Origin of the sequence: Marivirga lumbricoides, assembly GCF_014636295.1 — a bacterium.
Classification (GTDB): domain Bacteria; phylum Bacteroidota; class Bacteroidia; order Cytophagales; family Cyclobacteriaceae; genus Marivirga; species Marivirga lumbricoides.
On record NZ_BMEC01000010.1, the window covers coordinates 120868 to 135612 of the forward strand.

At 38.5% G+C, this 14745-nt stretch carries 14 protein-coding genes; 11 read left to right on the forward strand and 3 right to left on the reverse strand.

From position 1 onward, the window contains the following. Positions 1-70 precede the first annotated feature (70 nt). Both IEV85_RS15750 and IEV85_RS15755 read left to right on the forward strand, forming a co-directional pair. Positions 71-316: a YtxH domain-containing protein gene (locus tag IEV85_RS15750; RefSeq protein ID WP_229712612.1), complete on the forward strand. Its 246-nt coding sequence runs from the start codon at positions 71-73 to the stop codon at positions 314-316. Between the two features lie 72 nt (positions 317-388). Beyond that, complete coding sequence (locus IEV85_RS15755) at positions 389-874, forward strand: Dps family protein (RefSeq protein WP_188465131.1); 486 nt, start codon at positions 389-391, stop codon at positions 872-874. A 39-nt stretch (positions 875-913) separates the two neighbouring features. On the opposite strand, the gene IEV85_RS15760 is transcribed toward IEV85_RS15755, so the two are convergent. Further along, entirely contained in the window at positions 914-1558 is a 645-nt protein-coding gene (locus tag IEV85_RS15760; protein ID WP_188465133.1) for a DsbA family protein, read from the reverse strand. 191 nt (positions 1559-1749) lie between these two features. Between IEV85_RS15760 and IEV85_RS15765 the strand changes: the two genes are divergently transcribed. From IEV85_RS15765 to IEV85_RS15805, 9 genes are all read left to right on the forward strand, one after another. Next, positions 1750-2355 carry a hypothetical protein gene (locus IEV85_RS15765; protein ID WP_188465135.1) on the forward strand — a complete coding sequence of 202 codons (606 nt, stop codon included), beginning with the start codon at positions 1750-1752 and terminating at the stop codon, positions 2353-2355. A gap of 93 nt (positions 2356-2448) precedes the next feature. Further along, entirely contained in the window at positions 2449-4881 is a 2433-nt protein-coding gene (locus IEV85_RS15770; RefSeq protein WP_229712613.1) for a heavy metal translocating P-type ATPase, read from the forward strand. Next, positions 4878-5072 carry a cbb3-type cytochrome oxidase assembly protein CcoS gene (gene ccoS, locus IEV85_RS15775; RefSeq protein ID WP_188465139.1) on the forward strand — a complete coding sequence of 65 codons (195 nt, stop codon included), beginning with the start codon at positions 4878-4880 and terminating at the stop codon, positions 5070-5072. Before IEV85_RS15770 ends, ccoS begins: the two co-directional genes overlap by 4 nt. An 8-nt stretch (positions 5073-5080) precedes the next feature. Beyond that, positions 5081-7207 (forward strand): cytochrome-c oxidase, cbb3-type subunit I, encoded by a 2127-nt coding sequence (ccoN, locus tag IEV85_RS15780; RefSeq protein WP_188465141.1) that lies wholly within the window; start codon positions 5081-5083, stop codon positions 7205-7207. A gap of 6 nt (positions 7208-7213) precedes the next feature. Then, positions 7214-7408: a cytochrome C oxidase Cbb3 gene (locus tag IEV85_RS15785; protein WP_188465143.1), complete on the forward strand. Its 195-nt coding sequence runs from the start codon at positions 7214-7216 to the stop codon at positions 7406-7408. Next, on the forward strand, positions 7401-8369 hold the full coding sequence (locus IEV85_RS15790) for a cbb3-type cytochrome c oxidase N-terminal domain-containing protein (RefSeq protein ID WP_188465145.1): 969 nt from the start codon (positions 7401-7403) through the stop codon (positions 8367-8369). The genes IEV85_RS15785 and IEV85_RS15790 overlap by 8 nt, the downstream gene beginning before the upstream one ends. Before the next feature lie 6 nt (positions 8370-8375). Then, positions 8376-9785, forward strand: a complete 1410-nt coding sequence (gene ccoG, locus IEV85_RS15795) for a cytochrome c oxidase accessory protein CcoG (RefSeq protein ID WP_188465147.1) — start codon at positions 8376-8378, stop codon at positions 9783-9785. 22 nt (positions 9786-9807) lie between these two features. Beyond that, the gene (locus IEV85_RS15800; protein WP_188465149.1) at positions 9808-10227 is read left to right on the forward strand and encodes a FixH family protein; all 420 of its coding nucleotides are present in this window, start codon (positions 9808-9810) and stop codon (positions 10225-10227) included. Further along, the gene (locus tag IEV85_RS15805; RefSeq protein WP_229712614.1) at positions 10227-10928 is read left to right on the forward strand and encodes a sulfite exporter TauE/SafE family protein; all 702 of its coding nucleotides are present in this window, start codon (positions 10227-10229) and stop codon (positions 10926-10928) included. The genes IEV85_RS15800 and IEV85_RS15805 overlap by 1 nt, the downstream gene beginning before the upstream one ends. Before the next feature lie 338 nt (positions 10929-11266). Here the strand turns inward: IEV85_RS15805 and IEV85_RS25110 are convergent, their stop codons facing one another. After that, positions 11267-11395: a hypothetical protein gene (locus tag IEV85_RS25110; RefSeq protein WP_262892154.1), complete on the reverse strand. Its 129-nt coding sequence runs from the start codon at positions 11393-11395 to the stop codon at positions 11267-11269. Positions 11396-11524: 129 nt separating this feature from the next. Then, positions 11525-14632 carry a WD40/YVTN/BNR-like repeat-containing protein gene (locus IEV85_RS15810; RefSeq protein WP_229712615.1) on the reverse strand — a complete coding sequence of 1036 codons (3108 nt, stop codon included), beginning with the start codon at positions 14630-14632 and terminating at the stop codon, positions 11525-11527. Positions 14633-14745 lie beyond the last annotated feature (113 nt).

Below are 14745 nucleotides of genomic sequence, written 5' to 3' on the forward strand. Positions count from 1 at the left end.
TATTTAAAGATTGAGTTATTAATGTAAAGAAATTTATCAATCATTTAAATATAAAATTATGAATAACGGTATGAAAATTTTGACAGGATTTAGTTTAGGTTTATTATCCGGAGTAGTAGCAGGATTGCTTTATGCTCCTGAAAAAGGAGAAAAAACCAGAAAGAAATTACAAAAAAATGTAGACAAGTCTTACCAGGATTCTATGAAGAAAATAGATGAATTGAAGGCATCCCTAAGTAAGGAAATGGAATCAGTTTCCGCTAAAGGGAAAGAAACATATGAGAACTTAAAAAGCTCTGTAAATTATAAAAACTAAGAGTTTTCAATACTTTAATTGATTAGAAAACTTTAAGTGAGAATAATTTAATAGACACAGTTTATAATAAATATGGCTAGTACAAAAAGATATAGAAAATTAGGTTTCGATAAGAAAGAAACTGAGCGTTTAGTTGAGGTAATGAATACATTGCTTGCTAACTATCATTTACATTATCAGAAATTAAGAAATTTTCACTGGAATGTGAAAGGAGCTGATTTTTTTGATCTTCATGAGCAATTTGAAGAAAGATATAATATTGCAAAAGAGAGTATTGATGAAATAGCTGAGAGAATCAGAGTTTTCGGGCATACACCTTTAAGTAATCTTAGTGATTACATGAAGCTCTCCAATATAAAAGAAGCAGGAACAGATGTTGCTGCGGAAGATATGGTAGCGGAAATCTTAAAAGATTATGAAATATTATTATCGTATTTAACTGATGCAATGAATGCAGCTATAGATATAGGTGATGTTGGTACTGAAGATATGCTCAACACATTTATTCAGGATATGGAAAAACATCACTGGATGTTAAGCTCATTTCTTGGCAAATAAATAGCTTAACTTATTAAAAAATATCGAAAAGAGAAGGTGTTAATTCACCTTCTCTTTTTTTATGATTTCATTTATAACTGCTTCCATTTCCTCTTGGCTTCGATATCCTCTGGCAATAAGATACCCCTTATCACCTACCTGAAGCACCACTGAAGGAAAGCCATTAATTCCCATTTCCTGTGCAGTAGTGAACTCTTGATAGGTTTTAGTTTTATACAAATCGCTGTTCATTTTCTCACTGAATACCTCCCATTCAAGATTGAATGCTGAAGCAAGCGATTGATAATTTTCCAGCTTGTTTAAATCCTTTCCATGAACATACAGCTCATTTTGTAAGGCAGAGGCAAATTGTATTGAAGATGCGGAAGACATTGATTTAAAAACCGTCATTGCTATGCATGGAGTTTCTGAGTTTAAAGCAATAGAGCCTTCTTCAAAAATTTCCATATAAGATTTTCCAAACTTTACCCCAGTCATTTCCTCCAGCCTTGGCATGGCATCTCTTAAGTAAGAATGCATGCTGCTTAGCGGTTTCACCCTATCTCCTAAAATCATTCCGCCACTGATAGCTTCAAATTCAATTTCTTTTTTAAATTTTTCTTCAAGTGCTTTAATCACAGGGCTAAAGCCGAAGCACCATCCACAAAGCGGATCATAAAAATAAAATAATTTTGCTTTTTCCATGTTGCTACAACGCTTTTCAGTGCGTTGCAGTTTTATGAATTTTTTAGAGGAAATAATACTTTATCTAAATCATCATGAATTCTAAAATAACTATCCTCTCATAAAACATGACATTTATCATGTTGTAGCCTTACCAATCTCAGTTACCATGTGCCGGATTTAAAAGAAATTTGCTTCTGAATTTTAGAGTTATGGAAGCGATAAATCATAAAATAGCTAAGGAAAAAGTGCATATAAGCGATTGGGAAGAAGTAAAATCGTTTTATACATGCAAAGGGGGAGTTTGCAACAAATGTTTGCTAAAATTTAAGGGTAGAGAATCCTTGCTGCTACCAATTTCCGGCCTAATGGGTAAGAAAGATACTTTTGATGCAATTAGCTTTTATAAGAGCATTACTGTTTGGGAGAAGCCGGTATTGTTTTATCATCAGGAAAAGAGCTTAGATCAAAAGTTGCTGATTAAATTCACTGGCAACGAAAATTTTCAACCTGCTATTGAAACTTTGCTTCCCTACTTAGATAAGAAAAAACTACCTGCGAATATTATTTCACCTTATTCACTTTCGAAATCAAATAGAATTAAAGAGCATAAATTAGTGCTTCTCACTAAACAGTTTTTTGAACCTCTGGGCTTTATCAAGTTGAACTTACATTCTGTAGCAGATTTTCATGAGTTTGCTTCCGAAGATAAAATAGGACTGCTAATGCTGCCACTTAAGGACTTACTTGATTACTTACAATATGCCTTTAATATAGAAAAAGAAGAACTTCTTCTTCCGGCTATTTTCCAACCCTAATGCATGATAAAACTCAAGTTAAACACTGACTTATGTCATGTTTTTTGAATAGTGCCACCCTTAATATTGTACTATAAGAATCAGGTAATACAAATGAGCCAAGCTACTACAATTAAGAAGAATGAAATCACTTGTCAACACTGTGGTGAACAATGTGATGAGCAGGTTATTCAGGCAGGTGAAAATACATTCTGCTGTGAAGGATGTAAGCTGGTTTTTGAACTGATCAAAGAAAATGATCTTACTAACTTTTACTGTGTAGCCGAGAACCCTGGTATCAGTAGAAAAAAATCCGGCAAACAATCCTTCCAGTTTTTAAAAGATGAAGCTTTTGCCGATAGCCTGCTGGATTTTAAAAATGAAAGTATCAGCAAAGTACGTCTGTACATCCCCGCCATCCACTGTAGTGCCTGTGTGTGGTTGTTGGAGAAATTATACAAACTAAATCCCGCTATCCAGTCAAGCAGGGTAGATTTTAACAAAAAGAGTGTTAGTATTTCTTTTAATCACCAGGAGGTTTCTCTTCTTGAGGTAGTTAACTTACTGGATTCTTTAGCCTATACTCCCGACATTCAGTTAGACAAAAAATCAGAGAAAGCCAATCCTTACCGAAGAATCTGGTTGCAATTGGGTGTGGCAGGTTTTGCCTTTGGCAATAGTATGCTTTTTAGCTTGCCGGAATATTTCGGAATGGACATTTTTAACGGTAGCGGGGTAGAAAGAATTTTCCCCTATTTAAATGCACTGTTGGCTCTTCCTGTACTTCTGTTCTCCGCTCAGGATTATTATAAATCATCCTGGGGAGCTATAAAGCAGAAACAAATTAATATGGACGTGCCTATTAGTATGGGGATTATTACCCTATTTACTTATAGTTACTACTTAATATTTTTCAAGTCAGGTTTAGGTTATATAGACTCACTTTCAGGATTATTATTTTTCCTTTTATTAGGCAAGTTCTATCAGCAAAAGACTTTTGACCACCTGCGTTTTGATAGGGACGTAAAATCTTTTTTTCCTCTTTCTGTTGCCAGAATAGTTAAAAATAAAGAAGAGCAGATATTGCTAAACAATATTTTGCCATTAGATATTCTGCGAATCCGAAATGAGGAGATTATTCCTGCTGACAGCCTTTTACTCTCAGATGAAGCATTGATTGATTACAGCTTTGTAACGGGAGAATCTATTCCGGAAACTAAGCAGAAAGTGGAATTGATTTATGCCGGAGGCCGATTGAAAGGTAGCTCTATTCTGGTTCAGGTAAAGAAAAGGCCTTCTCAAAGCTACCTGTCACAGCTATGGGATGATGAATCTATTCAGCATCATGCAAAAGCACAGGTGCAAAATACTGCTGACAGCATAAGCAAATATTTCACTGCTGTGGTACTTATAATTGCTTTTACTTCTGGAGCTTATTGGTTATTTGCAGGAACTACTGAACAAGCTTTACTGACATTTACTTCCGTACTTATTATCGCCTGCCCTTGTGCACTGGCATTGGCAACTCCTGTTACATTAGGAACAGCCATGCGTGTTTTAGGTAAAAATGGATTCTATGTGAAGAATACTCAGTCAATTGAGCAACTTTCTGGCATTGATTCAATTGTTTTTGATAAAACCGGGACACTTACCTATCCTGATAAAGCAGAAGTTTCATTCATTGGGGAATTGCCTGATCATAAAATATTAGCTGCTATAAGCTCTATTTTTAACCAGTCCAAGCACCCTTTGAGTAGAATAATTCACCATTGGCTTCCTTACTATCCTCAACAAAATATTACTGATTTTAAAGAAATAGCAGGTCAGGGAATCTCTGCTACTGTAAATGGCATACAGGTAAAGCTGGGAAAACAGACTTTTGTGGAAGATAGCAGGGGTTATTTCACTAAGGAAAATAATAATTCTGTTGTTTTTGTGGCAGTAGAAGGCCAGATACTTGGTCATTTTTCCATTAAGCATGTTTTTAGAAATGGTTTGGCTTCTTTATTAGACGCACTGAAGCAAAAATTCAATTTGCACCTTCTATCAGGAGACAATGCAAATGAGGCTTCTTACTTATCCCAATGGATTACAAAGGATAAATTACACTTTCAACAATTGCCTGGGCAGAAGAAAGAATTTATCCAAAAGCTACAGGAAGAAGGCCATAAAGTAATGATGGCTGGTGATGGATTGAATGACTCAGGAGCTTTAATGAAAAGTGATTTCGGATTGGCGGTTACGGAATCCACAAGCCAGTTTAGTCCGGCTTGCGATGCAATTCTGCTGGGTAAGCAGTTTTCTGAACTACCCAGATTTATGAGGTTTGCCAGGCTTAGTTACTATATAGTAATAGCCGGTTTCCTACTGTCATTTACTTACAATATTGTAGGCCTGAGTTTTGCTGTTCAGGCAGCACTTTCTCCGGTGGTGGCAGCTATTCTAATGCCATTAAGCTCCTTTTCTGTAGTACTGCTAGGCACACTGGGGGTCAATTACTTTGCGAAAAAAGAGGGTTTGTTTGAGAATAAAAATTTAAAGCTATGAATATACTCATTGTACTTATAGCAGTCAGCTTACTGGTAGCAACCGGATTTCTGATTGCATTTATATGGGCAGTAAAGTCGGGGCAGTTTGACGATGCTTCCACACCCTCATTCCGCATTTTGTGGGATGATACACCACAGAACACCAATAATGAAGAGAATAATAAGGAAAAATCTATACACAATAAATAACAATTAAAATGGGAATTGAGAAATTTCATTACGACAACAAAATAGTCAAATACTTTTCCATAGCCACTGTGGTATGGGGAGCCATTGGCATGTTTGTAGGCTTACTGGTTGCCACGCAGCTATTTATGCCTGAAGCTAATCTCGGAATGCAATATACTACCTTCGGCAGGATTAGGCCTTTGCACACAAATGCTGTAATCTTTGCCTTTGTGGGGAATGCCATATTTGCCGGAGTTTATTATTCATTGCAGCGCTTGCTTAAGGCCAGAATGTTTAATGATACCCTTTCATGGATTAACTTCTGGGGCTGGCAGTTGATTATACTTTCTGCAGTAATAACACTTCCAATGGGTTTTACTACTTCCAAAGAATATGCAGAGCTGGAGTGGCCAATTGATATCGCCATTACATTGGTTTGGGTAGTTTTTGGGATTAACATGATTGGCACCATCATTAAAAGAAGAGAAAAGCACATGTATGTGGCCATCTGGTTTTACATTGCTTCTTTTATTACAGTTGCAGTTTTGCATGTTGTCAACTCCTTTGAAATGCCAGTTAGCTTTATGAAAAGTTATTCAGCTTTTGCAGGTGTGCAGGATGCACTTGTACAGTGGTGGTATGGACACAATGCTGTGGCCTTCTTCCTGACAACCCCTTACCTGGGATTAATGTACTACTTCCTACCTAAGGCAGCCAACAGACCTATATATTCCTATAAACTGTCAATTGTACACTTTTGGGCACTGATATTTCTATATATCTGGGCAGGGCCGCACCACCTTCTCTATACTTCATTACCGGAGTGGGCTCAGGTTTTAGGTACTGCGTTTTCAGTAATGTTAATTGCTCCTTCCTGGGGAGGGATGGTAAATGGGTTACTGACACTTAGGGGAGCCTGGGATAAAGTACGTGAAGATGCCATTTTAAAATTTATGGTGGTAGCTATTACTGCGTACGGTATGGCGGTATTTGAAGGTCCAATGCTTTCTTTAAAAAATGTTAACGCAATTGCTCATTATACTGACTGGATTGTTGCTCACGTACATATTGGAGCTTTAGGCTGGAACGGCTTCCTTACTTTCGGTATACTTTACTGGATGATCCCCAAAATGTGGCAGACTAAACTATTCTCTAATAAATTAGCTAATGCGCATTTCTGGTTGGGTACCTTAGGGATAGTTTTCTACGCGTTGCCAATGTATGTGGCAGCTATTACACAAAGTTTAATGTGGAAAGAATTTACAGCAGAAGGTATTTTGCAATACCCTAACTTCCTTTCTACTACCATACAAATTATCCCTATGTATATGTTAAGAGCCTTTGGAGGTTTGCTATACTTAGTAGGTGTATTTGTAATGATTTATAACCTGGTAAAAACTGCTAAGCAAGGTAGTTTTCTTGCCAATGAGGCCGCTGAGGCGCAAGCACTTGAGAAATCCGGAACAGAGAAAAAAGAGTACTGGCACAGAGTATGGGAAAGAAAACCTGTTTTCTTCACAATTTTGGTCACTGTGGCTATTCTTTTAGGAGGTGTGTTTGAGCTTATTCCATCTTTCTTGCTAAAATCTAAAGATGTAACTACCATAGAATCAGTTCAACCTTATACTCCGCTTGAGTTGGAAGGTAGGGATATTTACATCAGCGAAGGTTGCGTGGGTTGTCACTCTCAGATGATCCGGCCTTTCAGAAGTGAAACGGAAAGATATGGTGAATATTCCAAAGCAGGAGAATATGTGTATGATCACCCATTCTTATGGGGGTCTAAAAGAACTGGTCCTGATTTGCACAGAGTAGGGAAGAAATACCCTGACTCATGGCACTTCAACCATATGTACGATCCACGTTCAATGGCTCCCGGTTCAATTATGCCTCCTTATCCTTGGTTGTTGCAGGAAACTTATGATGTTTCTGACATTCCAGCCAAAATTAATGTAATGAGGAAACTGGGAGTGCCTTACCCAGAAGGATATGAAAACGAAGCAGTAGCTGATGCAAAATCACAGGCTGATGAAATTGTGAAAAACCTTGATGCAGATGGAATCGAAGCAATGCCAGAACAGAAAATAGTGGCTTTAATTGCTTACCTGCAAAGGTTAGGTACTGATATTAAAACTGATGTAACACAAAATAAATAGACCGCCATGTTTAAGCATTATTTTGAACAACTAGATAATTTCCAGATCTACCCGATAATTTCATTAACCATATTCTTTGCTTTTTTTGTAGGGCTGATATGGTGGGTGGTGAAGGCTGATAAAAATTATATCAGTACGATGAAAAATTTGCCTGTAGAGGACTTGAATACTGAAGATCAAAACACTAAGAGCCATGAATAAAATATTTTATAAACTTATGCTACTTTTTCCACTAGCTTACTTATTAAAACCAATGCTAGTGGTGGCGCAGGTGGAGAAAGCAATTGAAGGAGCTGAAGTGCCTGAAACCGGAATGATTGAGCAATTAATGCAAACCGAGCAGGGTAAGCTATTGCTGGCCATTGGTGTATTAGTGATCATAATGGTAGTTTTAATGATTACATTAACAATATTAATGTTTCAAACTGCCAACTTAATATTGAAGAAAAAGCCTTTAGCTGAAGGTGAAGAGGAATTGAGCTTCTTCGACAGGTTTAAGCAAAAATGGATAGTAGGCAGAATGAAGCCTGTGGGTCAGGATGGTGATATGCTGCTGGATCATAATTATGATGGCATACAGGAGATGGATTATAAAATGCCACCCTGGCTGCGCTATGTTTTCATAGGTACTTTTCTTTTTGCACTTTTCTATGTTCCTGCTTTTATGTTTTTGGATATTATTCCTGACCAGGAAACCGAATACCAGCAAGAAGTGCAGGAAGCTGCATTATTGGCAGAAAAGAGAGCCATGGCAGGATTTAGTGCTATAACAGCAGAAACAGCGGAACTTTCATCCGATGAAGCAGTAATTGAAGCCGGTAAAGCTATTTTTAGTAAATCCTGTGCAGTTTGCCATGCTAAAGATGCAGGGGGTGGGGTTGGCCCTAACCTTACCGATGAATACTGGATTCATGATGGTGATATCAAAGGTGTGTTTCACACCATTTCCGAAGGGGTGCCTCAAAAAGGGATGATTCCATGGAAAGGACAGTTGGCTCCTAAAGAAATTCAGGATGTTGCCAATTATGTATTAAGCCTGGCAGGAACTACACCTGAGAATCCAAAGGAGCCTCAGGGGGAAATCTGGAAGCAAAGAAATGCTGAAGAGCTTATTGACGAGGCGGTAGAGGAAAATCTACCAGAAGAATTTGATCAGGAGTAAGAGAAAATGAATACCACAGATAACAAAGAGCAATTTAGAGGTCAGCTTTCTACTATAAGTAAGGATGGCGGAAGGCAATGGGTTTATCCTAAAAAGCCAAAAGGTACGCTGCATAATTACAGAAGAATATTAGCCTGGCTACTTCTAGGGCTGTTTTTCAGCGGCCCCTTTATCAGAATAGGAGGGCACCCTTTATTGCTCTTTAATATTTTCGATAGAAAGTTCGTGATTTTGGGGAGCGTTTTTTGGCCTCAGGATACTCACTTATTAATATTTCTTCTATTGATTTTTGTGGTGTTCATTCTGCTTTTCACCGTAGTGTTCGGACGTGTCTGGTGCGGATGGGCTTGCCCTCAAACAGTATTCATGGAAATGGTATTTCGCAAAATTGAATATTGGATTGAAGGAGATGCAAGCAGGCAGAAGAAGTTAAATGCTGCGCCATGGAATTTTGAAAAGATCTGGAAAAAATCTCTAAAGCAATTTATCTTTTTACTACTTGCTTTTTGGGTTTCTCACACTTTTATGGCTTATCTGATTGGTATTGAGGAAATGAAAGAGGTTATAGCCTCCGGTCCTCAGGCTAACTGGAACGGGTTCATTGGCTTGCTGGTCTTTACAGGTATATTTTATTTTGTTTTCGCTTACTTCAGAGAGCAGGCATGTACTGTGGTTTGTCCTTATGGGAGATTACAGGGGGTTTTTCTGGATAGAAAATCCATTGTTGTCATGTACGACTGGTTGCGTGGAGAGCCTAGAGGAGCCATTAAAAGAGGTGGAGTGCAGGGTGAAAAAGGTGATTGTATTGATTGTAAATTATGCGTACAGGTTTGCCCGACCGGAATTGACATTCGGAATGGTACGCAAATGGAATGTGTAAATTGTACCGCCTGCATTGATGCTTGTGATGAGGTGATGGTAAAAGTGAATCGGCCCAAAGGCTTAATCAGGTTTGACTCGCATGAAGGCGTGGAAAAGAAGAAGAAAAAACTTATTACTCCTCGCGTGATGGCCTATTCAGCGGTATTGGCAATTTTAGTTTTTGCCATGGGCTTTCTTTTGGTAGGCAGAGCACCTGTTGAAGCTACCATTACAAGAACACCGGGCTCGCTTTATCAAATGAAAAACGATTCTATTATTAGCAATATGTACCAGATAGAATTGATCAACAAATCCTTTGACCCCATGATGGTGAGCTTTGAGGTAATTCCGGCAGAGGCAAAATTGTTCTTTCCGGCCGGGCCTATAGAAGAACTTAGCGGGCAGAAAAAAGAAGAAGCTTACGTATTTGTGGAAATGAGTCGCAGGGTGTTTAATGAAAAAGGAGATAAAATTATAATAAAGGTGAAGCAGAATGGCGAGGTGCTTCAAACTATTAATTCCAGGTTTCCTGGGCCACAATCGTTTAAAAAATAAGGATAAAAAGAAAGGAGATGATATGAATTGGGGAAATAAAATAGCTGTTGTATTTGCGCTCTTTGTCGCATTAGTAATTACTATGGTGACCATCAGCTTTAATCAGGATGTGAATTTAGTAGCGGAGAACTACTACGAAGAGGAAATTGCCTACCAAAGCCATATGAAAAAGGTAGCAAATGCAATGGAATGGGATACGCCAATCAAGGTTGAGCAACAAGGAGATGTTGTTTATCTTTATTTTCAGAATGCAGGTGAAGTAGAAGGTGAAATTACTTTTTTTCGGCCTTCTGATGCGAAGATGGACTTTAAAGTAGATTTAGAAGAGGAAAATTATATTCCGGTTGAAAAGCTGCAAAGTGGCGTTTGGCAGGTAGATATCAGCTGGAGTAAAGGAGAAAAAGCTTATCATAAGGAAGAAAGAATTTTTATTCAGAAATAATGTTTTGGGCGGCATTGAGCATCGGGTTAATAGGAGGTATGCATTGTACAGTAATGTGTACACCACTTATGCTTGGCGTTTTTAAAAATCAGAAACAGCTATTCGCTTTTTCCGCTTACCAGGGGGGGAGAATGATGACTTACATCATTTTAGGCATTTTGCTAGCAGCTTTTGGTGAAGGGCTTGCATTATTAGGTTGGCAAAATGCACTTTCAATTGCTATGGCCATCCTGATACTGTATTTCTATGTGCTTCCTGCCAAATTTCGTTTTCTTAATAAAATCAATCAATGGGAAAGCCGGCCTTATCAATGGCTGAAGGGTGGTTTTAAGAAGTTTATAGGGAGAAAAGATGTTGTGTCTCGCTTTTTTATTGGGGTGCTGAATGGTTTGCTACCCTGCGGTTTAGTTTATATGGCTTTGTTAAGCTCAGTGACTACAGATTCTGTTGCACATGCTGCTTTGTTTATGTTGGTTTTTGGTTTGGGTACCCTGCCATGGATAATCGGTAGTGTGTGGATAGGAAGATTTACCCTGAATTATTTTAGTAATCTCACTAAAAAAATCAAACCTGTTCTGGCTTTCACCCTTGCTCTGTTTTTAGTGCTGAGGGGTCTTCAGGTACAATTTATCCATGTGCCTATGCCTGATTTAGGGCAGGAAAAAACAAGTATAGAAATCCCCATTTGTGGTAAGAATTAAAGCAATTCCTTTCGTATTAAAACTGTCATTCCCACGCAGGTGGGAATCTGATAATTTCAACTGAAGGTTGAAATAGCGTCTTTTTTATACAAGCAGCTTTTGCAATAAGTACGATTAGATAAATATTCTGGTAATGAAATTTCATTTCATTGAAAAGATCCCTGATAATTTTTTCCGTTGCTCTCCAAAAATTTCTGGGATGACGATGCTTGCTGGCTTTTGTAGTTGTGACAAGCATTTAGTGCTTGCTTATTTAGGTCTTTTTTTTTCACTGGTCTGCGGCTTACAGTCCAGCAATAGGGGAAAGGTCTGTGAGCCACAGACCTTGGTTTTTCTGTTCATTTGTGCAATAAAATAGGTTTTTTTATATCCAAATTACCATTAGCACCGTCATTCCCGCGCAACTTGTCCCGATCATTATCGGGAGCTGGCAATCTGGTGATTTCAACAGCATGTTGAAATTTCATATTTTTTACAAATATCTGTGAGTCAAAGACGTAGGAATAAACGAATGTTGAAATATCATTTTCTATTAGAAAAAAAGCACCAAATGAAATTTCAGATGATGCTTTAAAGATTTCTAGTGGCTTATTTGCTCATTCCAGCTTTACAGCATCAATTTTATTTTGCTGTACTAAATTGTTAAAAGACGGAATGTCTTTTTTGAGAATAGCATACCATATATTGAGCTGCTCATCAATTCTTCCTGTGACTTCTTCTTTAAACTCAATAGCTGAGGCTGTCGGAGGGTTATCGCCCATAGCTGTCAAAGAATTTAAATGCCCCAATTTGTTGTTTAGCCTGATGGGGTAGTTAAGTGGGTCTTGCCCGCTCTTATTTTTAGTCTGATAAAGTGCTTCTTCCACAGTTTTCATTTCTTTTAGGATATTTTTCCCATACGACTGAATAGTATCGAGCTCAGCTTTTTTAAGCACATCTTCTATCTGTGTCCTTGCTTTTCTGATATTCTTGATGGCAGTATTGGTTTCAGTGAGTTTGGCAATTACTTCATTCATAAAATCAAATTGCGCTTTTAGATTTTCTTGTGTAGCAGAAGCCCTCGGATCCTTTAAAATTTCAAAGGTCTGGCTTTGGGTAACACCATTATTAGCTAAAGTAACTTTATATTCTCCCGGTAATGCCTTAGGGCCATTTAAAGAAGCCCACCAAAGGATCATTCCTTCAAAACCTTCTGCATCAGGATAGCGCATATCCCAAATAAACTGGTTCCCTCCCGGCTTAATTTCCAGCTTATTTTCTTTTTTCTCTTTATCAGGGTGAGTTGTAAAACTTGCAATTTCCTTGCCTGACAGTTCACTAAATGTCAAATTCACAGTGTCTGTAGCAACAGTATCTTTCAAATAATAATGGACCATTACTCCGGAAGCCATATTGGTACCTGAAGTTTTGGATTCACGGCTCCTGCCTCCAATTCTGTAGCTTGGCTTCGGCTGATAAAGAAACTGTTCTTTAGTAGCCACACCCTCATTAAGCTGATGAAGCACTGTTAAATCATCAATTAGCCAGAAGCCTCTTCCCTGGGTGGCTGCAATTAAATGATTGTCTTTAATGGTTAGGTCAGTAATAGGTACAATTGGGAGGTTTAGTTGGAAAGGTTTCCAGCTTGAGCCATCATCAAACGAAATATACATTCCTGTTTCTGTACCTGCATATAAAATGCCTTTCTTTTCAGGGTCAGCTCTTACCACTCTTGTAAAATGTTCGGCCGGAATTCCATTGGTAATCTTTGTCCAGGTTTTGCCGTAATCCTTTGTTTTGTACAAATAAGGTTGATAATCTCCTTCTTTATACATAGTGCCGGCTACATAAGCACCACCTTTAGTGAAAGGGTCTGCATCAATGCTGTTAATCATGAGCCATTTAGGCATAATGGAAGGTGTAACATTTTCCCAACTCTCTCCACCATTCTTAGTAATATGGATCAGCCCGTCATCAGAACCTGTCCAAATTACATTTTCCTCATAAGGTGATTCTACTGCGGCAAAAATAGTACAATAGTACTCCACACTCGTGTTATCTTTTGTAATCGGGCCCCCTGAAGAGCCTAGCTTTGTAGGATCATTCCTTGTGAGGTCAGGGCTGATGGTTTTCCAGGTGTGTCCTTCATCTGTTGAAACATGTAAATGATTAGAGGTAGTGTACAATTTGTTCTTCTGGTGGGGTGAAAAGAATATTGGAAAATTCCACTGAAAGCGGTATTTCATTTCTTCAGCCCCATGGCCCATTGGGTTGTCCGGCCACACATTTACAGCTCGGATTTCTTCTGTTTCGTGATTATACTTGGTTAAAAAGCCATCATAACTTCCCCCATAAACTATATTGTTATTAGTGGGATCAACTGAGAGATGAGCACTTTCGCTTCCTGCAGTTTCTTCCCAATCTCCTTCTCCAATATCTGACCCCGTAGTTCTGTGGGCAATTCTTACCGTGCTATTGTCCTGCTGAGCCCCATAAATCCTGAAAGGAAAATGATTATCTGTAGTAACTCGATAGAACTGGGCGGTATTTTGATTCATGTAGGTGCTCCAGTTTTCTCCTCCATCAAAAGTTACCTGCGCACCACCATCATCTGCCATAATCATTCGCTGATTGTCTTCCGGTGCTATCCATAAATCGTGATGGTCTCCATGAGGTGCATTGGCTGCAGTAAAAGTTTTTCCTCCGTCTTTTGATTTGTGGTAATTTACATTCACCACATAAACAATGTCTTCGTCCTTAGTATCAGCATAAATCCTTGTGTAATACCATGCTCTTTGTCTCAGGCTTCTATCATCATTCAATTTTTTCCAGGTTTTTCCCGCATCGTCTGACCGGTAAACGCCACCCTTATCATTTTCAATAATTGCCCACACCCTGTTCGAGTTTTTTGGAGAAACAGTAACTCCTGAGATGCCCCAAATTCCACCAGGCAATCCTTCATTAGCGGTTAGCTTTTCCCACGTTTCACCGCTGTCTGTAGATTTCCAAAGGTCAGATCCGGGTCCGCCACTTGAAAAGCTGTAAGGGGTTCTGCGAACATTCCATGTGGAGGCATACATAATGCGAGGATTATTAGGATCCAATATTAAATCAATAGCTCCTGCATCGGCATTGGAAAACAGAACCCGCTTCCAACTCTTTCCTCCATCTGCTGATTTATAAACACCACGTTCTTCAGAGCTTTTAAAAATATCGCCCATAACAGCTACATAGAGTATATCCGGATTTTTAGGGTGTATCCTAACTCTGCTAATATGACGACTGTTTTTCAGGCCTATGTTTTCCCATGTTTTTCCTGCATTTACAGATTTCCACATACCATAGCCAAATGACATGTTGCCACGAACAGTTTTTTCTCCACCGCCCACATAAATTACGTTGGGATCACTTTCAGCTACACTTACAGCACCAATTGAACCTCCGAAAAAGCCATCTGAAATGTTTTCCCATGTGCCACCACCATCTTTTGTACGCCAAACGCCACCTCCTGTAGAGCCCATGTAATATAGGTTAGGTTCTCCCGGCACACCGGTAACAGCTGCGGAACGGCCACCTCTGTAAGGTCCGATTCCACGCCATTTTAAAGCGTCATATAGCTTTTCATCGTAAGAAATGTTATTGTTTTTTGATTTTTTCTGAGCCATTAATGCTCCACTTCCCATTAATAAAAGAAGCAATAAAAAGAGAGGTTTAAATCGCTGCATTGTAATTAGTATTTTGAATTTTGTAAGAAGATTCTGCTGCTGTAGGGTTATCTTATTGCCTCAATATAATCCAATTTTGCTGAACAGCGATAAAAAATTTTATGAGTGGTTTG